Source organism: Pseudoxanthomonas sacheonensis (assembly GCF_010093305.1).
In the GTDB taxonomy this organism is placed as follows: Bacteria; Pseudomonadota; Gammaproteobacteria; order Xanthomonadales; family Xanthomonadaceae; genus Pseudoxanthomonas_A; species Pseudoxanthomonas_A sacheonensis.
This window is the reverse complement of the sequence record NZ_PDWS01000011.1, coordinates 11928-37659: the sequence shown is the minus strand read 5'-3', so window position 1 is coordinate 37659 and position 25732 is coordinate 11928. Positions and strand designations below refer to the sequence as shown.

General features: G+C 62.7%; 19 protein-coding genes and 1 tRNA gene. 15 read left to right on the top strand and 5 right to left on the bottom strand.

Going from position 1 to position 25732, the window contains the following annotated elements; translation table 11 throughout:
* Positions 1 to 17 precede the first annotated feature (17 nt).
* The 6 genes from CSC73_RS10710 (at position 18) to CSC73_RS10685 (ending at position 8744) form a co-directional block, all read left to right on the top strand.
* Positions 18 to 2966: a TonB-dependent receptor gene (locus tag CSC73_RS10710; RefSeq protein WP_163840430.1), complete on the top strand. Its 2949-nt coding sequence runs from the start codon at positions 18 to 20 to the stop codon at positions 2964 to 2966.
* A 152-nt stretch (positions 2967 to 3118) separates the two neighbouring features.
* Positions 3119 to 4435: a diaminopimelate decarboxylase gene (gene lysA / locus CSC73_RS10705; RefSeq protein WP_343042719.1), complete on the top strand. Its 1317-nt coding sequence runs from the start codon at positions 3119 to 3121 to the stop codon at positions 4433 to 4435.
* A gap of 89 nt (positions 4436 to 4524) precedes the next feature.
* Entirely contained in the window at positions 4525 to 6027 is a 1503-nt protein-coding gene (locus tag CSC73_RS10700; protein WP_163840429.1) for a serine hydrolase, read from the top strand.
* Positions 6020 to 6760: a M15 family metallopeptidase gene (locus CSC73_RS10695; RefSeq protein WP_425502307.1), complete on the top strand. Its 741-nt coding sequence runs from the start codon at positions 6020 to 6022 to the stop codon at positions 6758 to 6760. The genes CSC73_RS10700 and CSC73_RS10695 overlap by 8 nt, the downstream gene beginning before the upstream one ends.
* A 32-nt stretch (positions 6761 to 6792) precedes the next feature.
* Entirely contained in the window at positions 6793 to 7842 is a 1050-nt protein-coding gene (locus tag CSC73_RS10690) for a serine hydrolase domain-containing protein (protein ID WP_163840428.1), read from the top strand.
* A 179-nt stretch (positions 7843 to 8021) separates the two neighbouring features.
* Positions 8022 to 8744, top strand: coding sequence for an N-acetylmuramoyl-L-alanine amidase (locus tag CSC73_RS10685; protein WP_163840427.1), 723 nt, complete (start codon positions 8022 to 8024; stop codon positions 8742 to 8744).
* Positions 8745 to 8888: 144 nt separating this feature from the next.
* Here the strand turns inward: CSC73_RS10685 and CSC73_RS10680 are convergent, their stop codons facing one another.
* Together CSC73_RS10680 and CSC73_RS10675 are read right to left on the bottom strand one after the other, a co-directional pair.
* Positions 8889 to 9884 (bottom strand): NADPH:quinone oxidoreductase family protein, encoded by a 996-nt coding sequence (locus tag CSC73_RS10680; RefSeq protein WP_163840426.1) that lies wholly within the window; start codon positions 9882 to 9884, stop codon positions 8889 to 8891.
* 246 nt (positions 9885 to 10130) lie between these two features.
* Positions 10131 to 11363: an acyl-CoA dehydrogenase family protein gene (locus CSC73_RS10675; protein WP_163840425.1), complete on the bottom strand. Its 1233-nt coding sequence runs from the start codon at positions 11361 to 11363 to the stop codon at positions 10131 to 10133.
* A 191-nt stretch (positions 11364 to 11554) separates the two neighbouring features.
* Between CSC73_RS10675 and CSC73_RS10670 the strand changes: the two genes are divergently transcribed.
* The 5 genes from CSC73_RS10670 to CSC73_RS10650 all read left to right on the top strand — a co-directional run bounded on the left by CSC73_RS10670 (position 11555) and on the right by CSC73_RS10650 (position 17236).
* Positions 11555 to 12271, top strand: a complete 717-nt coding sequence (locus tag CSC73_RS10670; RefSeq protein WP_163840424.1) for a 2-phosphosulfolactate phosphatase — start codon at positions 11555 to 11557, stop codon at positions 12269 to 12271.
* A gap of 87 nt (positions 12272 to 12358) precedes the next feature.
* Positions 12359 to 14440 (top strand): 3-hydroxyacyl-CoA dehydrogenase NAD-binding domain-containing protein, encoded by a 2082-nt coding sequence (locus CSC73_RS10665; RefSeq protein ID WP_163840423.1) that lies wholly within the window; start codon positions 12359 to 12361, stop codon positions 14438 to 14440.
* Positions 14441 to 14461: 21 nt separating this feature from the next.
* Positions 14462 to 14929, top strand: a complete 468-nt coding sequence (locus CSC73_RS10660; protein WP_163840422.1) for a MaoC family dehydratase — start codon at positions 14462 to 14464, stop codon at positions 14927 to 14929.
* A gap of 18 nt (positions 14930 to 14947) precedes the next feature.
* Positions 14948 to 16108 (top strand): acyl-CoA dehydrogenase family protein, encoded by a 1161-nt coding sequence (locus tag CSC73_RS10655; RefSeq protein ID WP_163840421.1) that lies wholly within the window; start codon positions 14948 to 14950, stop codon positions 16106 to 16108.
* A 9-nt stretch (positions 16109 to 16117) separates the two neighbouring features.
* A complete protein-coding gene (locus tag CSC73_RS10650; RefSeq protein WP_163840420.1) occupies positions 16118 to 17236 on the top strand; it encodes an acyl-CoA dehydrogenase family protein in 1119 nt (372 codons plus the stop codon).
* A 158-nt stretch (positions 17237 to 17394) separates the two neighbouring features.
* Here the strand turns inward: CSC73_RS10650 and CSC73_RS10645 are convergent, their stop codons facing one another.
* Positions 17395 to 20358 carry an EAL domain-containing protein gene (locus CSC73_RS10645; protein WP_163840419.1) on the bottom strand — a complete coding sequence of 988 codons (2964 nt, stop codon included), beginning with the start codon at positions 20356 to 20358 and terminating at the stop codon, positions 17395 to 17397.
* 416 nt (positions 20359 to 20774) lie between these two features.
* Here CSC73_RS10645 and CSC73_RS10640 point away from each other — a divergent pair, with 416 nt between their 5' ends.
* Both CSC73_RS10640 and CSC73_RS10635 read left to right on the top strand, forming a co-directional pair.
* Complete coding sequence (locus tag CSC73_RS10640) at positions 20775 to 22397, top strand: FMN-binding glutamate synthase family protein (protein ID WP_163840418.1); 1623 nt, start codon at positions 20775 to 20777, stop codon at positions 22395 to 22397.
* 331 nt (positions 22398 to 22728) lie between these two features.
* Positions 22729 to 22803, top strand: a tRNA-Val gene (locus tag CSC73_RS10635).
* 14 nt (positions 22804 to 22817) lie between these two features.
* On the opposite strand, the gene CSC73_RS10630 is transcribed toward CSC73_RS10635, so the two are convergent.
* Complete coding sequence (locus tag CSC73_RS10630) at positions 22818 to 23492, bottom strand: hypothetical protein (protein ID WP_163840417.1); 675 nt, start codon at positions 23490 to 23492, stop codon at positions 22818 to 22820.
* Positions 23493 to 23571: 79 nt separating this feature from the next.
* Positions 23572 to 23808: a hypothetical protein gene (locus CSC73_RS10625; RefSeq protein WP_163840416.1), complete on the bottom strand. Its 237-nt coding sequence runs from the start codon at positions 23806 to 23808 to the stop codon at positions 23572 to 23574.
* A gap of 571 nt (positions 23809 to 24379) precedes the next feature.
* Between CSC73_RS10625 and CSC73_RS18675 the strand changes: the two genes are divergently transcribed.
* Positions 24380 to 24529: a YodC family protein gene (locus CSC73_RS18675; protein ID WP_163840415.1), complete on the top strand. Its 150-nt coding sequence runs from the start codon at positions 24380 to 24382 to the stop codon at positions 24527 to 24529.
* 418 nt (positions 24530 to 24947) lie between these two features.
* Entirely contained in the window at positions 24948 to 25625 is a 678-nt protein-coding gene (locus tag CSC73_RS10615) for a class I SAM-dependent methyltransferase (protein WP_163840414.1), read from the top strand.
* Positions 25626 to 25732: the final 107 nt, after the last annotated feature.

The window sequence follows — 25732 nt, the reverse complement described above, 5'->3', positions numbered from 1 at the left end:
AGCAGGAGAGATCGGGGATGAACAGCAAAGTTTTGCGTAGGGCCGCTCTGTGTATCGCATTGGGGTCGTGTCTGGCTTCCATGGCGCCGTTGGCGATGGCGCAAAGCGTGACCGGCGCAGTGGCCGGTCGTGCGAATGCCGGCGACCAGATCACGATCACCAATCCCGACACCGGCCTGAGCCGCACGGTGACGGTCGGCAAAGAAGGCACTTACCGGGTGGCGCAATTGCCGCCGGGCGATTACACCCTGGTCGCAGGTAGCGGTGCGCCGATTTCCATCAGCGTGTCGCTGGGTGGCACCACCACCGTGAATCTGACCGGTGGAGGCGCAGTGGACCTGGATACGATTCAGGTGATCGGCTCGCGCATCGTGAACCGCGTCGATGTGCGCTCCACGGAAACGGCGACCAATATCACCCGTCAGGAACTGGCCCGGCTACCGGTCGACCAGAACCTGACGTCCGTTGCGCTGTTGGCGCCGGGTGTCGTCAATTCCGGCGCCACCTTCGGCGGTCTCACCTTCGGCGGTTCGTCGGTGGCGGAGAACGCCGTCTACATCAACGGCCTGAACGTGACCGACCCTTACCTGCGCCGGGGTTTTTCTTCGGTGCCATTCGCCTTCTACGAAGAATTCCAGGTCAAGACCGGCGGCTATTCGGCGGAATTCGGTCGCAGCACCGGCGGCGTCATCAACGCCATCACGCGATCCGGCGGCAACGAATTCCATGGCGGCGTGGAAGTGACGATGGAGCCAACGGCCTGGGCGGCGTCGAAAGAGGATCACTTCCATTCCGATGGCAGCCTCGATGAGCGGGATCGCACCAGTCGCGACACCAGCCCGTTGTTCAAGACCAACGTATGGGCATCCGGTCCCATCGTGAAGGACAGGCTGTTCTTCTTCGCCATGTATGAGAATCGAGACAACGACTCGAAAGACATCGACACGAGCGACGCCTTCATCACCAAAAGCAACAATGATTTCTGGGGCGCCAAGCTCGATTGGCGCATCAACGACGATCACTCGCTGGAACTGTTGGCCTTCTCTGACAAATCCGACTCCGTCACCAGCACTTACGGCTACACCTGGGACACCTCTGAGCGGGGCGACTGGCAAGGTGACAGCAGTTCTGGCTCGGGCGGCGACAACTGGTCGGCCACCTATACGGGCCATTTCACCGATAATTTCGTGGCCAAGGCGATGTATGGCGTTAACAAGCGCAGTTCCCTCAGCGGAAGTCCATTGGACAGTGAGTGCAGCATCATCAGAGTCTCTGGCCGCCCCAGAGGGCCGGAAGGTTGCCACCCGACCAATACCAGTGCCAGCAGCCGCTATGACAAGCGCGAGGCAGCACGCCTCGATTTCGAGTGGACACTAGGCGACCACTTGCTGCGTTTCGGCCTGGACCAGGAGGTGATGGATTCCGATAGTTCAGTTATATACCCGGGCGATGGCCGAAGCTATGAGTTGCAAACCGTCGTTCCCGGCGCGTCGCTTAACGGCACCGTTGTCCCTGCCGGCGTCACTCAGATCATCGATGCGCGCCGTTACATCACGGGCTCCCCGGTCACGACCGAAGCGCAGGCGTTCTATGTGGAAGACAACTGGAGTGTCACGCCCAACCTGCTGCTGAACCTTGGCCTGCGGTTCGACAAGTTCCACAACAAGCTCGCGTCGGGCGCGAGCTTCGCCAAAGCCGACTTCAGCGACATGATGTCCCCGCGCCTCGGGTTCAGCTGGGATATGAAGGGCGACGGTACGACCAAGATATTCGGCAACGCGGGGCGCTACTACCTGCCTCTGACCAACAAGCTCGCCGACTATTTCGGTGGCGGGACCACGGACGAGCACACCTACTATGTGTTCAATGGCTGGGACGAGATGAGCCATCCGGTAACGGGCGAGCCCTATCTTGTTCCCAACCTCGGATCGCAGATCGGCCCGGTCAATACCGACGGCAACGTTCCCGCACCCGATGATATCCGTACCGAAGTTGGCCGCGATCTGAAAATGGTATTCCAGGACGAGTTCATCCTGGGCTTCCAGCAGGCGATCAACCAGGAATGGTCGTATGGCGTCAACGCCACCTACCGCAGGGTGAACCGTGCTGTGGAGGACGTGCGCATCAACCGTCTCCAGGGATGCCCCGGGTATTCAAGCTTCCCAATCATCAACCCTGGTGAAACGGCGACCTTGTGGTGCGAGAGCACGAATGACTGGGTTGAATTCGACTCCTCCGAGGAGGGATACATAGCGAGCGGCAGCGGCGCGCTGATGGGTTACAAGAAACCCAAGCGCACCTACAAGGCGGTGGAGTTCCAGCTTGACCGCGCATGGGACGACAAGTGGTTCTTCAACGCCAGCTACCTCTGGTCCAAGAGCGAGGGCAACATCGAAGGCCCGGTGAGCTCGGACACGGGCTACGCAGACACCAACCTGGTGCAGTATTACGACCACCCGGCCGTCAACGAACGCTACGGCGTCCTGTTCAACGACTTCCGCCACCAGATCAAGCTGCGTGGCGGCTACAAGCTCAACGACACGTGGAGCTTCGGCAGCACTCTCTCCGCGCGCTCCGGTGGCCCCATCACCGCCTTTGGCGTGGTCTGGCCCAACGACAACCGCGGCATGGGCCCCGGTGAATTCAGCGGCGGCGGTTCGGGCTGGTTGTGTGTGGCCAACTGTTCCGACTGGCGTACGCGGGAGCTGGTCTATACGGAACGCGGTGCGTTTGGCCGCATGCCCTGGGTCTGGGACATGGGCGTCAACGTGACCTGGACCCTCCCGGTCGAAGGCATTGACTTGAAGGCGCGCTTCTCCGTGTACAACCTGTTCAACAATCAGGCGGTAGTCAATGTGCATTCCCGCTATGAACGCCAGCCAGGTGTGCGGATGCCTTACTTCGGCCAGGGCACGGTCTGGCAATCGCCGCGCTACATGAACCTGGTGGTGACCTGGAATTTCTGATTCCAGTCGCCTGCAAGGCTGGGGTGCAGTCGCCGCAACGGCGGCTGCGCCTTCCAAATCGCTAACCAGATGTCTTGGATGAAGGCATAGGCTCGACGGATACCCGCGCAGACACAAGCGCGCATCGATCCGGGCACAGGAGGTTTACCGTCTTGGAGTGTTCTATCGACTCCGCAGGAATAGCGGCGGCACAAGCAAGCCAGCCTACCGTTGCAGAGACCGAACGGTTCGATGGCATCGACCTGCTTACGTTGGGCAACGCCATAGCTACCCCGTTCTATGCCTACTCGGCCAACGCCATCCGGCAGCGAATCGCCGATCTGCAACAGGCGTTGGCCGGCATGGATGCGGTCGTCTGCTTCGCTGTGAAAGCCAATCCCACTCTGGCCATCCTGCAGCTGATGGCCAAGGCGGGCTTAGGCGCGGACATCGTCTCATCCGGCGAATTGCGTCGCAGCTTGCGAGCCGGCATTCCGGCCTCGCGAATCGTCTTTTCCGGCGTCGGAAAATCCGACGCGGAGATCGCCGAAGCACTCGATGCCGGTGTGGGTCGTTTCAACATCGAATCGGTCGACGAACTGGCGGCGTTGCAGCGCATCGCTCACCAGCGTGGCGCGATCGCCCGTGCGGCGGTACGCATAAATCCCGACGTCGATGCACGCACCCACGGCAAGATCTCCACCGGCAAGGCCGAGAACAAATTCGGCGTCAGCATTGACGAAGCAAGGCAATGGTTCGCCGATGCGGACCGGCGCGGCAACGTGCGGCTGGACGGCCTGCACATGCATATCGGCTCGCAGATCCTGGAACTGGAACCAATGCGGCAGGCGTTGCAAAGGCTCGCCGCCTTCTGGCGCGAACTAACCAAAGATGGACACCGCATCGACAGCATCGATGTCGGCGGCGGGCTGGGAGTGGTGTATCGCAAAGAGCATGACCGCCCCATCGAACTGCAGGGCTACGTACAGGCGATGAAAGAAGCATTGGTGGGCTTCGAAGGCAGGGTGATCCTGGAGCCTGGCCGCTATCTCGTGGCCGAAGCCGGCGTGCTGCTGACCCGGGTCATCCGGACCAAGGGCAACGACGAACGGCGGTTTCTTGTCGTGGACGCGGCAATGAACGATCTGCTGCGTCCCAGCCTGTACGACGCCTGGCACGACATCGACAAAGTGGCTTCGGACGAAGGCGGAACGCGACCGCGCGTCGCCTACGATATCGTCGGCCCGGTTTGCGAAACCGGCGACACCCTGGCGACCGCACGCATGCTTCCGCCATGCGCGCCCGGCGATCTGCTGGCCGTACGTGGCGCGGGCGCTTATGGTGCGTCGATGTCATCGACCTACAATTCCAGGCCACTCATCGCCGAAGTTTTGGTCGATGATGGGTGCTATGCACTGATCCGGCGCAAGCAGTCCTTCGAGGATATGGTGGCGGGCGAACAGGCGGCTACGTCATGGAGGGCTTTGTAATGCTCGGCTCCGATAGGATCGCTTGCTGGCTTGCGTTCGTCTTGCTTCTTCCGCTGTTTGCATTGGCTGGCGAAAAATCAGCAAGTCCCATGGGCGAGCGTCCCCGCAATGCCGGACTCGATGCCATCGTCGATGCAGCGGTCGCCCGTTACCGGCTTCCCGGAATCGCCGTTGGAGTGATCGAAGACGGCAAGGTCGTCTATACCGGCACGCGTGGCGAGCTCGCAAGCGGCTCCGGCCAACCCATCACCTCCCACACCCTGTTCAAGATCGCCTCCAACAGCAAAGCGATGACCGCCAGCGTGCTAGCCCGGCTCGTCGACGCCGGCAAGCTGCGCTGGGAGGACCCGGTGATCAAGTATCTGCCGTCGTTCCGTATGTACGACCCATGGGTCACCCAGAACATGCAGGTCAAGGATCTGCTGGTGCACAACAGCGGCCTGCCGGAGGGTGGCGGCGACCTGATGCTGTGGCCGGAGCCGAACCGCTTCACCCGCGCCGACATCATCGCCGGCCTGGCGCATATCAAACCCGCCTACAGTTTCCGTTCCGGCTACGCCTACGACAACCTGTTGTACGTAGTGGCCGGCGAAGTGGCTGCGGCCGCGGGCGGCGCTTCCTATGAGGAACTGGTTCAACGGGAACTGTTCCAGCCGCTGGGATTGTCGCGTTGCCGGGCGGGCGCATGGCGGCCGGACCAGGTTGGCGATGTCGCCCAGCCCCACCACCGTGTCGATGGCCGCAACGTCGTCGTCAAGGCGGACGGGGCCACCGTGGAGCCGCTGGTTTCGGCTGCGGCCGGCGGCATCCGTTGCAGTCTCGACGACATGCTGAAGTGGGCCAGGAACTGGCTGGCGCCGGACGCCGCGCAGCAGGCCTGGCTGTCGCCCGAGCAGAGGCAGGCGGCGTGGGTTCCGCGTACGCCCATGCCCATCTCCGGGCGCCGCCGGGCCTGGGACGGCACGCGTCTGTTCGCCTACGGATACGGCTGGCGCATCGCCGACGTCGACGGGGCGTATACCGTTTCGCATACGGGCACCTTGTCGGGAATGTATTCGGTCATGACCCTGTTGCCGGACCGCAAGTCGGGCTTCGTGGTGCTGATCAACGGGGAAGCGGAGGCCGCGCGCACCGTGTTGAACGAGGTTCTGCTGAAACGATTCACCAAGCCGGCGGACGGTCGCGGCGTGGCTTATTACGCCGATGAGCTCGAACGGGAATCCGAATCCAAACGCCCTGCGACGCAGCAGCCTGTCGTCAGACGCGAAGCGCCGACGCTGAAGCAATTCGGCCAATGGTTCGGTGTTTATCGCGATCCCTGGTTCGGCGAGGCGCGCATCTGTCCCGAAGACGGGCAGGCCCGCTTCGTTTCGGGCAAGTCGCCGATGCTCTCGGGCCGCATCATGCGCAGCGGCGACCGATACGTGGTGGATTGGGACCACGACAGCGTGGATGCGGAGGCATGGCTGGATTTCCGCAGGGACAATCCTTCCGGACCGGCGCGGCTGACTCTGGCCAAGGTCGATCCGGAGGCCGATTTCAGCTACGACTACGAAGACCTGGCCTTCGAACGGGTACGCGGTTGTGAGTGAGCGGAGGCAGCGAACGGCACGCGGCGTCGCTGCGCTTCTGGCATGCCTCGCACTGACGTGCGCGGGCTGCGCGTCCGATCCAGCGCCAGCGCCTGCGGTCTCCAGTGCGCATACGTTCGAAGAGGCCGGCCTGGTCGATATCCGCACCTTGGTGCCCGACATCTCCCAGCAGATCCGTTACGCCGGGTCGGAAAATTTCGTGGGAATGCCGGTGGAAGGCTATGGCGCGGCCCGCTGCTATCTGAGCGAGCCGGCGGCGCAGGCCTTGCAACGCGTCGAGCGGTCCCTGCGGCAGCAAGGCTTCCGCCTGCGGGTGTTCGACTGCTACCGGCCGGCGCGCGCGGTTCGCCATTTCGTTCGCTGGGCCGCCGACCTGCAGGACCAGCGCACCAAGCCACGTTATTACCCGAACCTGGACAAAACCAGGTTGCTGGGCGACTACATAGCACCGGTCTCCGGCCACAGCCGCGGCGCTACCGTGGACCTCACCCTGCTGGATTGTCGCGGGCCGGACGGTCGCTGCCTACCCTTGGACATGGGTACGGAGTTCGATTTCTTCGATCCGCGCGCCAATACCGATTCGCCGCAGGCCACCCCAGCGCAGCGCGGCAACCGCCAGCGCCTGTTGCGCGCCATGGCGCAAGAGGGTTTCAAGAACTATCCGCAGGAATGGTGGCACTACACGCTTGCCACCCACGATTCCCAAGTGCTCTACGACGTTCCCATCGAATAGCCTGCCTTGCAGGTCCGCGCGGAATCCCATTCATGCGTCTGGTCCTTCTGCTCCTGCTTATGACACCTGTTTCCGCCATCGCCGCGAACGAATTCACTACTCAGGCGGTGGACGCCATGATGCAAAGCTACGCAGGCGATGCCCCCGGCGCGTCGGTCCTGGTGCTGCGCGACGGTGTCCCGCTACTGCGCAAGTCCTACGGTCTCGCGGACAGGGAAACACGCACCGCCGCCACACCGGCCACCAACTACCGGCTGGCTTCGGTGACCAAGCAGTTCACCGCCGCGGCGATCCTGTTGCTGGCGGAAGAGGGGCGCCTATCGCTGGACGACGGCGTGCGGCGGTGGCTGCCATCGCTGCCGGCTTGCGCCGATTCCATCACCGTGCGGCACCTGCTTACCCACAGCTCCGGCCTGATCGACTATGAAGACGTCATGCCGGCCGATTTCGCGGGACAGCTGCATGATGCTGATGTGCTGCGTCTGCTGGAAAGGCAGGACAAAACCCATTTCACGCCCGGCACCGGCTATCGCTACAGCAACAGCGGCTACGCGCTGCTGGCGTTGATAGTGGAACGCGCATCGGGGTGGGCTTTCGCCGACTTCCTGCGGTTGCGCATCTTCCGGCCGCTGGGCATGGCGCACACGCTGGCTTTCGTGGAGGGAGGTCCCGCCATCGCCGACCGCGCCTACGGTTATAGCGAATCGGCGGACGGCTGGAACCGCACCGATCAAAGCACGACCAGTGCGGTGCTGGGCGATGGCGGCGTCTATTCCTCCATCGACGACCTGACCAGATGGGATGCCGCGCTGTACGACGACCGTCTGCTGAGCGATGAATCGCGCAAGCTCATGTTCACGCCGCACGTGGTTACCGATGAGCCCGACATCCGCTATGGTTTCGGCTGGCGCATCACCGGCGAGACGTTATGGCATTCTGGCGAAAGCATCGGGTTCCGCAATGTGATCGTGCGTTATCCGCAGCGACGACTGACGGTGATCGTGCTCAGCAACCGGGACGATCCCGAACCTTATGCGACCGCCAGGAAGATCGCCCAGCTGGCGATCGGGCAGGAACCTTGAGCATGGCGTGCTGCGATCCAGGCCGTTTCACTGGAGAAGGTCTGGACAACCCTTGCCCTGTCATCCCGAGCCCAGCGAGGGATCTGCTTTCTACTGCAGAACAGCAGATCCCTCGCTGCGCTCGGGATGACATTCGAGTTGTTCAGACGTTCCTTGGCAAGTGGTGTTTATGGCAGAGAATGGGAGCGGCGTTACTGGCGGTGTTGCTTGCGGGCTGCGCCCACGCACCGCCGCATAACCCGCTCGCGCGCTGGGTGCCTTCGCCCAACCACAACGCACGCGAAGCCACCCTGATCGTCATCCACGCCACCACCCAGGATTCGGTGGAACAGAGCCTGGATACCTTGCGGACCCGCAACAGCGGCGGCCCGGTCAGTTCCCACTACCTGATCGGCCGCGACGGCGCGCTCTACCAGCTGGTCGCCGAAGACCGGCGCGCATGGCATGCCGGCCCGGGCAGCTGGGGCACGATCAGCGACGTCAATTCGGCCTCGATAGGCATCGAGCTGGACAACAACGGCAGCGAACCGTTTCCCGCCGAACAGATCGACAAACTACTGGTGCTGCTGGAAGACCTGTGCAAGCGCCTGGATATTCCGCGCTACCAAGTCATCGCTCACGCCGACATGGCGCCGACCCGCAAGACCGATCCGGGTCCGCTGTTTCCCTGGGCGCGGCTTGCCCAAGCAGGGTTCGGGCGTTGGCCGAGTGAACCGTTGATCGATCCGCCCGCTGATTTCGATCCCAGGTCCGCGCTCAGGATCCTTGGCTATTCGATGGACGACTATGCCGCCGCGATCCGCGCGTTCCGTTTGCATTACCGGGGAATCGATGCCGACGCCACCGAACTGGGCGTCGAAGATCTGCGCATCCTGTATGCGCTCGTGAATATCCCCGAATAGCGGGCAACTCTGGAACCTTCGATCTCTTTGGGTTCGATTTCCGCCGCTGGAGCGTTTGCCTGGTAGGGCGGGCACTGCCCGCCGCGCGTTTGATTCGCGGAAAGCGGCGGGCAGTGCCCGCCCTACAGCGGCTTATCGCGGGGTTTATTCGACCTGCTGCGGAAGCACCACCAGCTTGCCGACCGCCTTGCGGGCGAGCAGAGCGTCGAGCGCATCCGATGCCTGCGAAAGCGGGTAGCGCCGGGAGATCAGCGGATGGATCCTGCGTTCGCGCAGCCAGGAAAACAGCAAGCCCATGTTTTCCGCATTCAAGGCAGGTTCGCGGCGCACGAACTCGCCCCAGAACACGCCCACCAGCGAACTGCCTTTCAGCAGCAACAGGTTCGCAGGAATTTTCGGGATATCTCCGGCCGCAAAACCAACTACCAGATAACGGCCGCGCCAGCCCACGCTGCGCAAGGCCGGCTCGGCCAGATCGCCTCCGACCGGATCGTAGACCACATCCACGCCGCGTCCGCCGGTCAGGACCTTGATGCGTTCCCGCAAATCTTCGCTGGCGTAGTCGATGGCTTCGTCGGCGCCGCGTTCGCGTGCGGCCGCCAGTTTTTCCGCCGAGGAGGCAGCCGCGATGACGCGCATGCCCAGCAGTTTTCCTATTTCCACAGCGGCCAGACCCACACCGCCGCCGGCGCCCAGCACCAGCAGCGTTTCGCCGGCCTTCGCCTGCGCGCGGTCCTTCAATGCGTGCAGCGAGGTGCCGTAGGTCAGCACGAAGCTACCAGCCAGTTCCAGATCCTCGTCGCCGATCTCATCGGGCAGCGGAAGAATATTGCTCGCGTCGACCACTACTTCCTGCGCATAGGCTCCGAACAGGGTGATGCCGACCACCTTGTTTCCGACCGCAAGCCGCTTGACCTCGCTACCGACGGCGATGATCTCGCCGGATAGTTCACCGCCCGGCGAGAAGGGAAGTCCGGGTTTGAACTGGTACTTGCCCGCAACCATCAAGGCGTCGGGAAAATTCACCGCCGCCACCCGCGTCCGCACCAGCACCTGCGCAGGACCGGGAATGGGCGAGGGCAGGTCACGCAACTGCAGCGAGGAGGGAGGTCCCCAGCTTTCGCAGACGATGGCTTTCATGTGATTCCTGTTATCGATGCGGAGGATTGTCGGTGTGGAACGAATGGTTGCTTGAAGCATTACAAAACTAGGCTCAGCTAAATCGTGATGACGTCATCCCCGCGAAGGCGGGGACCCAGTGACTTTAGTTTTTTCGGGAGAAGCAAAGGCACTGGGTTCCCGCCTTCGCGGGAATGACGGCCTTGGGAATCAAGGGGACGACGGTTCAGCAATAGACGCGATATCCACCCTCTGTGCAGGCCCCGCTCAATGCTCGGCGCGAATGGCATGCTTGGCCAATTCCAGCCGCGCGATGGTGCCGCGGTGCACTTCGTCGGGACCATCGGCGATGCGCAGCGTGCGGATGCCCGCATACAGGCCGGCGAGCGGGAAGTCCTCGGTCACCCCGGCGCCGCCATGGGCCTGGATGGCCCAGTCGATGATCCGGCAGGCCATGTTGGGCGCGACCACCTTGATCATCGCGATCTCCGCGCGCGCCACCTTGTTGCCTACCGTATCCATCATGTACGCCGCTTTCAGCGTGAGCAGGCGCGCCTGTTCGATCATGCAGCGGGCTTCGGCGATGCGTTCGTGCCATACCGAGTGGTCGCCGATGCGCTTGCCGAAGGCCACGCGCGCCTGCACGCGCTTGCACAGCAATTCCAGCGCACGCTCCGCCACGCCTATGGTGCGCATGCAGTGATGGATGCGGCCGGGACCCAGGCGTCCCTGCGCGATTTCGAAGCCGCGGCCTTCGCCCAGCAGCAGATTGCCGGCGGGCACGCGCACGCCGCGCAGTTCTATTTCCATGTGACCGTGCGGTGCGTCGTCGTAGCCGAATACCGGCAGTGGGCGGATCACCTCGATGCCGGGCGTGTTGGCGGGTACCAGCACCATCGATTGCTGTTGATGGGCCGGCGCGGCCGGGTCGGTCTTGCCCATGACGATGTAGAGCGCGCAGCGCGGATCTCCCGCGCCGGAGGCGAACCACTTGCGCCCATCGATCACGTACTCGTCGCCATCGCGGCGGATCGAGCACTGGATGTTGGTGGCATCGGAAGAGGCCACCGCCGGTTCGGTCATCAGGAACGCGGAACGGATCTCGCCGGCCAGCAACGGCTCCAGCCAGCGGTCCTTCTGCGCGTCGCTGCCGTAGCGCTCCAGGGTTTCCATGTTGCCGGTGTCGGGCGCCGAGCAGTTGAACACTTCCGGCGCCCACATGACCCGCCCCATGATCTCGCACAGCGGCGCGTATTCCAGGTTGGACAAATCCTGCAGTGCGCGCGATGACTTGGGAAGAAAGAGATTCCACAGGCCGCGCTCGCGCGCCAACGGCTTCAGCTGCTCGATGACCGGTACCGGCAGCCAGGCGTTGCCGGCGGCGCGATGGCGCCCGACTTGCTCCAGGTACACCGCTTCGTTGGGATAAATGGAGGTGTCGAAGAAGCGCATCAGCTCGGCGCGCAGATTTTCGACCTTGGGGCTGTAAGAGAAATCCACGCGACCTCCAATAATTTTGGTTCATGAGTTCCACATAATGGAACTATGTTCTATGCGGAGTTCTGCATCGTAAGAGTGCTGACGTGTAAGTAGCAAGCCTGTTTCTGCGACTTGTCGAAGCAACATGGGGTCAGTACGATGAATCACTCGTCCGCAATTAGTTCTGTTGTACGGAACTTAGAGAATCCCCGATGCCCAAGCTGCATGTGCTGTTCAAGAAGGAGGATCTGGATCAAAGCCGCCTTCAGGACAAAGTGGTGATCGTGCTGGACGTGCTGTTCGCCACGTCCACCATCGTGCACGCCTTCGCCCAGGGCATCGAACGCATCTGGCCGGCACGCGATGCCGACGACGCATTGCGCATCGCTGCGAACCTGGAGTCGCCGATGCTGGCCGGCGAATACCTGGCCGAAGGGTTGCCGGGCTTCGGGCCTTCCACGCCTCTGGCGCTTGCCGGCACCGGCATCCACGGCTCCACCCTGGTCTATGCCACCACCAACGGCACCGTGGCTTTGAACAGCGCTGCCGCTGCCGCCCACGTCTATGTCGGCGCGCTGTTGAATGGCGCGGCATTGGCCGCTTACGTCGCACGCAGGCATCCGCAGGCGCAGGTGCTGCTGTTGTGTTCGGGTTCGGTCGACAGTTTCAACCTGGAAGACTTCTACGGCGCCGGGCACATCGCTGCGCACTTCGAGCGCATCGGTGGCTACTCGCTGACCGACGCGGCGCTTGCGGCGATACTGCTTTGCCGCAACTGCGATGCGCCGACCACGCTGCGCGCCTCGCGGGTGGGGCGGATCATGCAGGCGCATGGATTGCAGCACGAAGTGGATTGCGCAGCGCAGTTCGACACGCACGACGTGGTGCCGGAACTCAACGACGGCTGCCTGCGGTTGGCGGCGGCATGAGTGTTCCGAGCCAACACGCCGTGGTCACCTACCGCGACGATCATCGATCGCATCGCCGCGGTCACTCACCGGGCACGGGAAGCAGATATGTCAGTCAAGTATGAAACCCGCAGTGGCGTTGCGATCCTCACCCTGGACAACCCGCCGGTCAACGGCCTGGGCCTGGGTACGCGTCGTGGCCTGATCGAATCGCTGGCGCAGGCGCTGGACGACGCCTCGGTGAAAGCCATCGTGGTGACTGGCGGCGCGCGCGCGTTCTCGGGCGGCGCCGACATCCGCGAATTCGACAAACCCGAAGCGGGCATGGAGCCCACGCTGCCTACCGTGATCTCGGCTTTCGAGAGCAGCGCCAAGCCGGTGGTGGCGGCCATCGAAGGTCTCGCTCTGGGCGGCGGACTGGAGCTGGCGTTGGGCATGCACTATCGCGTCGCCGACAAGCGCGCGCAGATCGGCCTGCCTGAGGTGAAACTGGGTTTGCTGCCGGGCGCGGGCGGCACCCAGCGCTTGCCGCGAGCGGTTGGGCTTGAGGCAGCGGTGGACATGATCGTTTCCGGCACGCCGGTCGCGGCGGGCAAGCTGGCGACGACCAGACTGTTCGACCGCGTGGTGGAAAGCGATGTCCTGCAGGCCGCCATCGATGTGGCGAACGAAGCCGCCGCCTCGGGTGCGTTGCCGAAGGTGCGCGACTGGAAGATCGAGCATCCCGACGCGGAAGGCTTCCTCGGTTCCTCGCGCGCCGCTGTCGCTGCGGCATCGGCCCACTATCCCGCACCGCTCAAATGCCTGGATGCGATCGAGGCAGCGGTGAAACAACCTTTCGACAAGGGCATCGAAGTAGAGCGCGAGGCCTTCGCCGCGCTGATCCGGAGCACCGAATCCAAGGCGCTGCGCCACGGCTTCTTCGGCGAGCGCGCCGCCGGCAAGATCGCCGATATCGGGCCGGAGATCGCACTGCGCGAGGTAAAGCAGGTCGGCGTGATCGGCGCAGGAACCATGGGCGGCGGCATCACCATGAACTTCCTCAATGCCGGCATTCCGGTGACGCTGCTGGAAACCAGCCAGGACGCACTGGATCGCGGCCTGGCCACCATCCGCAAGAATTACGAAAACAGCGCGAAGAAAGGCAAGCTGACCGCCGAGCAAGTGGAGCAGCGCATGGGTCTGATCGCGCCGACCCTGGACTATACCGGCCTCAAAGAGGCCGATCTGATAGTCGAAGCGGTGTTCGAGGAGTACTCCGTCAAGCAATCGGTCTTCACCCAACTCGATGCGGTGGCCAAGCCCGGCGCCATCCTGGCCAGCAACACTTCCACCTTGGACGTGGACCGCATCGCGGCTTTCACCGGCCGTCCGCAAGACGTGCTGGGCATGCATTTCTTCAGTCCCGCCAACGTGATGAAACTGCTGGAAGTGGTGCGCGGCAAGGCCACGGCCAAGGACGTGCTGGCCACGGTCATGGCGCTGGCCAGGAAGATCGGCAAGACCGCAGTGGTGTCGGGCGTCTGCGACGGCTTCATCGGCAACCGCATGATCGAGCAGTACAGCCGCCAGGCCGGATTCCTGCTGGACGAAGGCGCGTTGCCGCAGCAGGTGGACAAGGCCATGGAGAAATTCGGCTTCGCCATGGGTCCGTTCCGCATGGGCGATCTGGCCGGCAACGATATCGGCTGGGCGATCCGCAAGCGGCGTTACGTGGAAAAGCCGCATATTACCTACTCGAAAACGGCGGACCTGGTGTGCGAACTGGGCCGTTACGGACAGAAGACCGGCGCCGGCTGGTACGACTACAAGCCGGGCGACCGCACCGCGTATCCCTCCCAGGTGGTCGACGAACTGATAGAGAAGCATTCGAAGTATCTTGGAATCGCGCGCCGTGCCATCGGCGACGAAGAAATCATCGAGCGCCTGGTCTACGCGCTGGTCAACGAAGGCGCGCACATCCTGGAGGAGGGCATCGCCGCCAAAGCCTCGGACATCGACATCGTGTACCTGGCCGGCTACGGCTTCCCGATCTGGCGCGGCGGCCCGATGTTCTACGCCGACACAGTCGGCCTCGGCAACGTGCTGGCCGCCATGCGGCGCTACGCCAAGGGGCATGAAGGAGCGGCCTGGGAACCGGCGCCGCTGCTGGTGCGGCTTGCCGAAGCCGGGCAATCGTTCAATCCATGACCGCCTGACCGGAGCCGGCCGATGCGCGTACTCGAAAACCTGGATGCATTGCCGGCGTGGATAGGGCGGGAAGTCGCCTGCAGCGACTGGCTGGCGGTGGACCAATCGCGCATCCAGCGTTTCGCCGATGCCAGCGGCGACCAGCAATGGATCCACACCGACCCGGAACGCGCGCTGCGCGAATCGCCTTACAAGTCGACGATCGCCCACGGTTACCTGACCCTGTCGCTGTTGCCGCATCTGCTGGAAAGCTGCCTGCGCATCGACGGTGTCGGCATGGCGATCAATTATGGCCTGGACCGCGTGCGCTTTCCGGCACCGCTGCTGGTTGGCCAGCGTGTGCGGGCCCGGTTGGCGCTGGAGCGCCTGGAATCGGTCGCCGGCGGCATGCAGGCGCATTGGGCCGCGACCGTCGAACTCGAACATGGCGACAAACCCGCCTGCGTCGCGCAGATGCTGGTGCGCTACTACCCCCTTTCCGTTACCTGATCCGACAACGGAGTCCGCATGGATCTCGATTTCAACCTGGAAGAGCAAGCGTTCCGCGACGAGGTGCGGCAGTTCCTCGCCACCGAGCTGCCCGCCGACATCCGCGACCGCATGCGTCGCGACGATGCCAGCCGGATCCGCGACGACATCGTACGCTGGCAGAAGATCCTGCATGCGAAAGGATGGGGCGCGCCCGCGTGGCCGGTGGAATTCGGCGGCACCGGCTGGAGCAAGACCAGGCAGTACATCTTCGAGAACGAATGCGCCATGGCCGACGCGCCGGCGCAACTGGCTTTCGGTATCAAGATGGTCGCGCCGGTGATCATGCGCTACGGCAGTCCCGAGCAGCAGCAGCGCTTCCTGCCGCGCATCCTGGCGGCCGAGGACTGGTGGTGCCAGGGTTATTCGGAAACCGGCTCCGGTTCGGACCTGGCCTCGTTGAAGATGAAGGCCGAGCGCGACGGCGACGAGTATGTGCTCAACGGCCAGAAAGTCTGGAACACGCTGGGGCAGTTCGCCGACTGGATCTTCTGCCTGGTGCGCACCGACCCGTCCGCCAAGCCGCAGAAAGGCATTTCCTTCGTGCTGATCGACATGAAGACGCCCGGCATCAGCGTGCGCCCGACACGGCTGTTGGACGGGACCTACGAAGTCAACGAAATACGCTTCGACAATGTGCGGGTACCGGTATCCAACCGCGTCGGCGAAGAAAACCAGGGTTGGACCTACGCCAAGTTCCTGCTCGGCCACGAACGCACCAACATCGCCGGTATCGGTTTCTGCAAGCGCGAGCTGTTGCGCCTGAAGCAGGATGCGGCCGGCACGATCAAGGACGGACGCAGCCTGCTGGAGGATCCCGCATTCGGCAACAAGGTCGCCCAGGTCGAGATCGAACTCACGGCGCTGGAAGTCACCAACATGCGGGTGATCTTCGCCGAAGCCGCCAACCACGCACCGGGTCCGGAAGCGTCGATGCTGAAGATACGCGGCACCGAGATCATGCAGCGCATCTCCGAACTGCAAGTGGAACTGCTGGGTCCGGCCGCGTTGGCCTACCGGCCCGACCACGACGGCTCACGCGCCACCGCCGCTTATCTGAACTTGCGCAAGCTGAGCATCTTCGGCGGATCCAACGAGATCCAGCGCAACATCATCGCCCACATGATTCTCGGACTGTAGGAACCCGGTATGGACTTCTCGTTCACCGACGAACAACAGATGCTGCTGGACACCACGCGCCGCTTCATCGCCGAGCGTTACGGTTTCGAACACCGTAACCAGGTGCGCGCCTCGGCCGACGGCTGGTCGCGCGAGGTGTGGGCGCAACTGGCCGAACTCGGCCTGCTGGCCATCAACATTCCCGAGGAAGAGGGCGGCATCGGCGCCGGGCCGGTCGGCAACCTGCTGGTCGGCAACGCGATAGGCGAGGGCATGCTGCTGGAGCCGTTCTGGTCCAGCGCGGTGGTAGCAACCCATGCCATCGTCGCTCTTGGCTCGGCCGAACAGAAATCGAAGTGGCTGCCTGCGCTAGCCGGCGGCGAAACCATCGCGGTGTTGGCGCACGAGGAAGCGTCCACGCGCTTCGATGCGATGAATGTCGAAACCCGGGCGACGCCCAGCGGCGATGGCTGGGAACTGAGTGGCCGCAAATCAGCGGTCTACCATGCGCCGGCGGCCAACCTGCTGCTGGTATCGGCACGGGCCGGCGACGAGTGGGGAGTGTTCGCGGTTCCTGCCGATGCGACGGGCGTCCGCTCGTCGCCTTACGCCACGGTAGACGAGCAGCGCGCTGCCGATCTGGTTTTCGAAAAGGTGGCGTTGGCCGCCGATGCGCGTCTGGGCGGCGATGCGCGCCAATCCCTGCAGGCGGTGCTGGATTACGGATTGGCCGCCTTGTGCGCCGAAGCTTTCGGCGCGATGGACCGCATTCTGGCCGCCACCCTTTCCTACAGCCGTTCGCGCGTGCAGTTCGGCGCGCCCATCGGCAGTTTCCAGGCGCTGCAGCACCGCATGGCGGAAATGCTGATGCACCTGGAGCAGGCGCGCTCGATGTCGTACCTGGCGGCTTCGCGCTGCACGGATCCCGATCCGGCCGCGCGCGGCGCCGCGCTGTCGGCGGCCAAGGCGTTGATGGGGCAGGCGGCCCGCTATATCGGCCAGCAGGCGGTGCAGCTGCACGGCGGCATGGGCATGACCGACGAGCTCGACGTGAGCCATTATTTCAAACGTCTGCTGGCGTTCGAGTTGCGTTGCGGTACCACCGATCAGCATCTTGAGAACTACCGGCGGCAGTTGCGCGTTGCTTAGAAGAAAGCGCAAAAAAATCCGTTCGTTGTGAGCCTGTCGAACCACGCTCTATGCGCACTGCATCAGTGCGCGATATGGCCGCTTTCTGCTCGAAAAGCGTGGTTCGACAGGCTCACCACGAACGGAAAAAAACGCGAAATCCATTTTTTCTCTAGGCGTTAACCCATTTCTTGCTGAAGCGAGCGGATCACCACGTCCAGCGGCTCGGGCCTCGCGATGAAATACCCCTGCAGATGCTCGCAACCGTTCTGCTTGAGCCACAGGTACTGCTCCTGGTTTTCCACTCCTTCTGCTATGACCGACAGGCCCAGGGTATGGGCCAGGGTCAACAGCGCGCGGCATATCGCGGCGCTGCCGGGGTTGGAATGGACATCGGCCACGAAGGACTGGTCGATCTTGAGAAAGTCGAGTGGAAGGTGCTTGAGGTAGGACAGGCTGGAGAAGCCCGTGCCGAAATCGTCGATCGAAGTGCGCACGCCCGCGGCCTGCAGGCGGCGCATCGCCTCTATCGCCCGCCCGGGTTCGCTCATGATGATGCTTTCGGTCAGCTCGACGTGCAGCGCGCCGCGGCGAATCCCGTGTTCCGAAATCGCAGCGGAAACGGAGCGGTAGAAATCGGTGTCGAGGAACTGTTGGGCAGAGACGTTCACTGCTATGGGGATGTGGCCGAATCCAGCCAGTTCCAGCAGCCTGTGACTCGAGGCGGCCCGGTCCAGTACGTATTGGCCCAGTTGATTGATCAAACCGTAGCTTTCGGCCAGCGGAATGAATTCGGAAGGAGGAATGAACGTCCCGTCCGGCTGCGGCCAGCGCACCAGCGCTTCCAGGGCGCTGGCCTTGAGGCTTCCGGTATCGGCGATGGTCTGGAAATGCAGCACCAGCTCGCCGGCATTGATGGCCTGCCTTATGCGCAAGACCAGTTCCTGCTGCTCTATCGCAGCGACGCTCATCGCAGGAACGTAGGGCGTCGAGAGGACTTTCCTGGCCTGGGCCACATGGGCGGCCAGGGCAGCGTTCCTCACGATCTCCGCGGCGTCGCCTCCGTCCGCGGGAAATTCGGCGGAACCCACCCATGCCTCCAGGTGGTGGATACGGCCCTGCGATTCGATCGGCTGCAGGATGGCGCCGGTCAGCGCTTCGTTGACCGCTTGTGCCGAGTCGCCATGCCGTATGGCCAGCACGAAGGTATCGGAGGGAAGGTGGGCCGCCAGATCCTCTTCGCCGACGAGCGCCGTGAGCCGTTGGCTTATCGCCCTCAGAAGCGCTTCGCTCGACGCCCGCCCTTGCGTGTCGGCGACAAGGTCCAGCCCTTTTATCTGCAGGTAGGCCACGTGGAACGGAAGTCCGTCGTTCACGTCGGATTCCAGCCGCCTGGTCAGTTCGTCGATATTGAGCAGGCCGGTGGTCAGGTCCCGGGACGCGCGGAAGGCGAGTTGCTGTTCGTATTCGATGCTGGCGCTGATGTCCTCGGCCAGGATGAGCCGTGCCGGTTTTCCGCCGAACTCCAGATTCGCGGTATGGATATTGACCTCGAACAGCGATCCGTCCTTGCGCCGGTGGGTCCATACCTGCGGAAGATGGAAGCCCTCGCGGCCCGCCGACACGTCGGCCAGAAGTTTGTCTTTGTCTTCGTCTGGCCGTATGTCGAGTATCGACATGCCCAGGAACTCGTCCCGCGAATAACCGTATTGCGCCACCGCTGCGGAATTGACTTCAAGGAATTTCAGCGTCGCAGCGTCGAACACCCAGAACGGCAACGGGTTCTCGTTGAATATCAGCCTGAATTGCCGTTCCGCATCGGTGATCCGCTTCTGGGCCTCCACGCGCGGCGTCACGTCGGCTATCGTTCCGGTTATCTTCAATCGCGAATCATGGTCGCGAACGGACGCGCCTTGCAGTGAAATCCACTTCACGGAGCCGTCCTTGGCGACTATCCGGTATTCGGTCTCGAACTTTTCATGCGCAACCAGCGCGTTCGCTATGACGGCCGCCAGTGCGGCCCGGTCGTCGGGATGCACCAGCGTATAGAAATCTTCGGGCGAAGCCGAAGAGTGCCCGGCGGAGATGCCGAGCATCTGGTTCACGTTGTCCGACCACTGCAGACGCCTGGAGTCTTTCCACATCATCCACGTGCCCACGCCTCCCACCTGTTGGGCCATGCTGAGGTTGGAGGCGCCTTCCCGGATTTCGGCCAGCAGTTTTTCTTGCGCGGCGCCGGTTTTCTTCAGGACGACCAGCAGGTAGACATAAACCATCAGGTACGCCAGATAAACCGCAATGGCGGTCGCCAGCAGCAGGTACCACGGCTTCAGGACATCGCCGGCCGCTATGCCCGCGGCAAGGCGAACCGAATATTCCGGCAGATCGGAAGTAGCGACGAGGCGGGGCACGCCATCGATTTCGCTGGCCTGCGGAACGTTCGGCTGCGCAGACGCGCGCGGTATGGGAAAAGTCTTGCCGACCAGCCGCACCGCTTCGGGGTTGTGGGCCAGCAAGGTGCCGTCCCGGTCGATGATGGCGACGGTACCGTTCTTGCCCGTGTCCAGACCGGCGACGATGCTGCGCAGTTCGTAGATTCTGAAACGCGCCAGAACGTATCCGTCGTCTTTCAGCGGCACCGCTATCGGCAGCAGCCAGCGGCCGCGCGGCGACTTGTACATATGGCCGATCCGCAGCGCGCTGCCCGGGCCCGGCGTGCGGTCGGCGATCCAGCGCGGCAGGGTGGGGTCTCCTTGCCCGCCGATCATCGCGTTGCCTTGAGGGTCGACCAGGACGATGCCTTCCAGCTCGCGCTGTCTGCTGGCCACGCCGGCGATGTTCTCCAGCAGTATGGCCGGGTCCGCGCCTGCCTTGCCGTTCGACAGCAGCTCGGCGTCGCCGGCTACGCCCAGCAGCGCCCGCTCCAGGTTCCGGAATTCGTAGGTCAGCAGGCGCGCCGCACCGGAGGCGAGCGCGGAACTTTGCCTTTGCGCGCCCTCCAGCCTCACGGCGCGGTCGTTGGCCACCACGTAGGCGAGTCCGAGTCCCAGCAACAGCGCCAGTATCAATCCCGAGATCGCAAAAACGCGGGTCGAATCGGTGGGCCTTGATGACGCGCTGCCGGAGTTCCTGCTTTCTTCCAATTGATCGCCCCCAAGACGAACAAAGATCGCAATGCATCATGAAAAAAACGATCGCTTCGTTTCCGATCGCAAGTAGCATGCCCTAATCGTCGCTGCATCGGTGTCAGAACGGCGTTCACACCACGCTCGTTCATTCGTTTTCGGAGCGATGAACATGGACTTCCATCACGGTTTAGAGCGAAAATCGGTAACGCCGGCATTCGGCTGGAACGGATGAGCCAGGAACCTGGAATGCTTTCGGCAAGTGGGTGGAGCGCGGAATCGGATGCGGAGTCGGCGAGAAAAATTTCGTGTGGAACTGCTGGCGGCCTTCGCCGCTCGCCGGTGCGGACCCGCTGGAATAGAGTTGTCGCCGTGAGCCGCTTTCGCTGGCAACCAAGCGCAGGCAAACGTTTTAACAGTACGCGGGGAGCGCGATGAGTCGTTATCTGGCCTATGGATCGAGCATCGCGCTGGCTTTGCTGTGCTTGTCGCTTGCGCTGCATTCGCCCGGCTGGTGGTGGGGCGTGGGCGGGTTCGGCGCGCTGGCGTTGCTGGGCACCTGGGACGTTCTGCAGAAGCGCAGCACGCTGCGGCGCAACTATCCCCTCCTGGCGCACTTCCGCTACGGGCTGGAATCGGTGGGCCCGGAGATGCGCCAGTATTTCATCGAAGGCGACACCGCCGAGGTGCCGTTCTCGCGCCAGCAGCGTGCGCTGGTGTACCAGCGCTCCAAGGGCGTGATGGACGTGGTGCCGTTCGGCAGCCAGCAGGGCGTGTACAGCGTCGATTACGAATGGCTCAACCATTCGATGGCGCCGGTGGAAATCCCTTCCCACGATTTCCGCATCGTCATCGGCGGCGAATCCGCGCAGCCGTACAGCGCCAGCGTGTTCAATATTTCGGCGATGAGTTTCGGTGCGTTGTCGGCCAACGCCATCCGCGCGCTCAACGAGGGCGCCAAGCGCGGGCATTTCTATCACGACACCGGGGAGGGCTCCATTTCGCCTTACCACCGCGAGCCCGGTGGCGATCTGGTCTGGGAAATCGGCTCGGGCTATTTCGGCTGCCGCGCCGACGACGGGACTTTCAGCGAGGAGCGCTTCGTCGCCAACGCGCGCGCGCCGCAGGTGAAGATGATCGAGGTCAAGCTGTCGCAGGGGGCCAAGCCCGGCCATGGCGGGGTGCTGCCGGCGGCCAAGGTCAGCGCGGAGATTTCGGCCACGCGCGGGGTGCCGATGGGAGTGGACTGCGTGTCGCCGGCCAGGCATTCGGCGTTCTCCACGCCCAAAGGTCTGTTGGAATTCGTGGCGCGGCTGCGGGAGCTGTCGGGCGGCAAGCCGGCCGGGTTCAAGTTGGCCATCGGGCATCCGTGGGAGTGGTTCGGTATCGCCAAGGCCATGCAGGAAACCGGATTGCTGCCGGACTACATCGTGGTGGACGGGGCCGAGGGCGGTACGGGCGCGGCGCCGGCCGAGTTCATCGACCACGTGGGCGTGCCCATGCACGAGGCGCTGATGCTGGTGCACAACACGCTGGTGGGCCTGGGCCTGCGCGACCGGATCCGTATCGGGGCGGCGGGGCGCATCACCAGCGCGTTCGATCTGGCGCGGACCATGGCGATGGGGGCGGACTGGTGCAATTCGGCGCGGGGTTTCATGTTCGCGCTGGGCTGTATCCAGTCGCAGAGTTGCCATAACGACAAGTGCCCGACGGGGGTGGCGACGCAGAATCCGAACCGCTGGCGGCATCTGGACGTGGCGGACAAGGCGATCCGGGTGCAGCAGTACCAGGCCAATACGCTGAAGGCGTTGCGGGATCTGCTGGGGGCGGCGGGGCTGAGCCATCCGGAGCAGTTGGGGCCGGAGCACATTCTGCGGCGCGTTTCGCCGGTGGAGATCCGGTCGCTGGCGGCGTTGTACCGGTTCCTGGAGCCGGGGGAGTTGTTGAGCAAGGTGCCGGAGCACGCGGTTTTCCGGGATTTCTGGGCCGACGCCCGCAGCGATTCGTTCGCCCCGCCGGCCCGGATCAGTGGGTTGTGGGCTTCGAAGTCGCGCTAGGGCGGGGCTGCTCCAGGGCCTTCCCCGCAAACCGTTAGCCTCTCGGGTAATCGCTAGCCTCCTGGATAGCCGATAACCCATAGCCGGTAACCCCGATAAACCGTTCGTGGTGAGCCTGTCGAACCACGCTCTTGGCGCAGTGGCCCAGGCATACGGCAACCCGCTTTCCACCGCGAAAAGCGTGGTTCGACAGGCTCACCACGAACGGAATTCAAGGTTCTCCCGGAGAGGAGGGCCTTTGCCCGGCAGGCCGACAGGCCCGCCAGCCCTACGCCGGTTTGACCAAAACGGCGGCGACCTTTAACATCTGCGGCCCGATTCGCACCCATTCGGGCGGTTAGCTCAGCGGTAGAGCATTGCCTTCACACGGCAAGGGTCGCAGGTTCGAACCCTGCACCGCCCACCAGTGATATCAAGCACTTAGGCCACCTTAGCGGGTGGCCTTTTTGCTGGTACGGAATGAGGTACGGAAATCTGTTCTGGCTTTTTTGCAGCCTCTTTGCTCAGCCCACTCAGGGCTGAAGCGCAGACAGCGCCGCCAACAACGAACATGACGAAAGACAGGAAGACGCCGCCAATTGCGACGCCGCGCCATTTAACGCCTGCCTTGTTGTTCCAGGCGGCAAATTCCTTTCCGAATGCCGCCTGTGAAACGTATGTCGCTCCCGTTGCGAGCGCAGCTAAGAAGACGCCGGCGGCAAAGAAGCCAAGCGCAAGTGAGAACGAAAGCAGCAATCCGGCATTACCAGCCGTAGCTTGCACCTGGCCCGTAAATGCCAGCAAGGCAACAGCTGCGCCGCCGTTTATCAGGGTCGAAGCCTTCAGCGCATTTGCACCCGTATTGATGGTGTGATTCGTCATGTCGCGCTGACTTTCCCGCCGGTTGTTGTACTTCCCAGTGATATTCGCGAGACGGTATCGATAAGATTCAAGAGCGACCTCATATCGGCCTAAATCATCAGGGGTGTCTTTCGCGATTTCCCTAGCTCTGAAAATAACTTCCTCAAGAGTAGCGAGCGAAAGCGACTCAAGCCCCATGTCCTTGGCTTCTAGAAAGCTGGTTTCTAGCATGTCTATTACATCATTCGCTTTCATAAAGGCGCCCGGGTCGTTTTGCGGACTTTCAAATTCGGACCAGGAGAAACCTGGCCCGGAACAAAGCTAGCAGCTTCAGCTATGGCGCACGGTAGATGTGACCATCGAAATTTGAAATCTCATCGTCGGTAGTTGCAAGTCCACCAGGGTCGCGCTCGGAGAATGAGTAAGACGCCGGCCAGCGCATCGATGGGTCTTCGTCATCCTCGACAAGCGCCCAAAGGATAACTGGCGATTCGTTTGTTGTTCCGTCTTCTTCCTTGAAAACGGAATACCAACCGGGAAGCGCAGGGGTGATGCTTAGAACTTTCGGCATATCTAGTCTCCTGGCAGCGGAATTGCTGCTTGCGAGATACGTTGCCTTAATTCGAACGAATCGTCAATAAAAAACATAATAAAAACAATAAGATGCGTGTACATCCCTGATGTCCCTGTCATCCTTGCGCGGCTTAAGCGGCGGCAAGAATACGGCTAACGGTTCGCTCCGTAATTCCAAAACGCACCGCCACGATAGCGCGCCGATATTGTTTTGACTGTTCAACTACGCCCGCATTTCGTCGCCATAGTGTGGCTTCGCCAATGCCGTTAAATTCCAGCAGGCGCCCAGGGAATACTTCTATCAACTTCTTAGAGCCCGTAGGGTGGGCTTCAAGCCCATAGGGTGGACTCTAGCCCACCGTCTTTCCGAAATCACTGCAGCTGGACTCGTGGCAATGGTGGGCCAAGGCCCATCCTGCAAGCTCTTGTGCGGATATTTGTTTGGGTATTCAGATTCGGCGGGGTAAGGATTTTCCTTCGGCATGTATCAGCTTGTGAGATTGACTGCCCTTAGGATGAGCTTGTTATTCAGGTGGATAGCCCACGAATCTTGAACCCGAGGAAACAAAATGAAAGCAGGCGATATTGTGTGTTTGAAAAGTGGGGGCCCGAACATGACGATAAGGTGGGTCTCGGGGCAAGAAGTTTGGTGCGATTGGTTTGACAAAACCGAGCTTAAAGGCGCCAAGCTCTTGCTTTCGAGTCTAGAACTCGTCTAAGGCTCATAGGGTGGGCTTCAACCAGCCGTTGTTTCCGAAGTCATTGCTACTGAATGCACGGCAAGGATGGGCCAAGGCCCACCTACGGGTGCTATGGGTTCCTTTCTCCTCTCCTCTTGTGGGAGAGGATGCCCGGAGGGCAGGAGAGGGGGCGCGAGCGTAGCGATGCGTGCTTTGGATTTTTCTCACTCGTGCTCTTTCTGGCTATTTATTGCTGAAGGCTCCGGCGCACCCTCTCCCGGCCTTCGGCCACCCTCTCCCATCAAGGGAGAGGGGGTTCAGCGTCGAGATCCGTAGGATGGGCTTTAGCCCATAGCTTTCTTTGAAGTCATCGCAATGCTTGCGATGATGTCTGCAGACCAAGAGCAGATCCCATGCAGTAGCATGAATCGCCAAACGCCAGTTCTGGAGCTCCTCCTTGTCGTCGTTCTCCGATCCCCAATCCATCGCCACCTACGCCGAGCGTCCCGCCAAGCAGGTTCCAGGCTTCCACGCCCTTCAACGGATGACGGCGCTGCTGCTCGCCGAGACCGTTCCCCATGACGGCCATGTACTCGTCCTCGGCGCCGGAGGCGGCCTGGAGTTGAAAGTCTTCGCCGAAGCGCAGCCGGAATGGAACCTGGTGGGCGTGGACCCGTCGGCCGAGATGCTGAAGCTGGCAAGCGCCACCCTGGGCCCGCTGGCATCGCGCGCCGAACTGCATGAAGGCTACATCGACACCGCGCCGGAAGGACCCTTCGACGGCGCCACCTGCCTGCTGACCCTGCATTTCCTTACTGCCGAAGAACGCCTGCATACGCTCACCGAACTGAGGCAGCGACTGAAGCCCGGCGCGCCGCTCATCGTCGCCCATCACAGCGTTCCCCAGGCCGAAGACCAGAAGATGCGCTGGCTGAATCGCTACGTGGCATTCGCGGCAGCCTCCGGCGTGCCCCCGCAGGACGCGAAGAACGCCGCCGCCGCGATCAACGACCGGCTGCCCTTGCTCTCGCCCGAACAGGAAGTAGCCTTGCTGCAGGAAGCGGGATTCGGCAACGTCGAACTGTTCTACGCCGGCTTCACCTTCAAGGGCTGGATCGCCTACAACCCGTCCTAGCCGCACCGTCTCCCCGCAGGGCAGGGTTTCTCCGAAGCGGCTTGTCGATCCGCATGCGAATCGTTCGTCGTATCCATAGGGCCGCTCGGGTCCGCCGACTCGGAGAA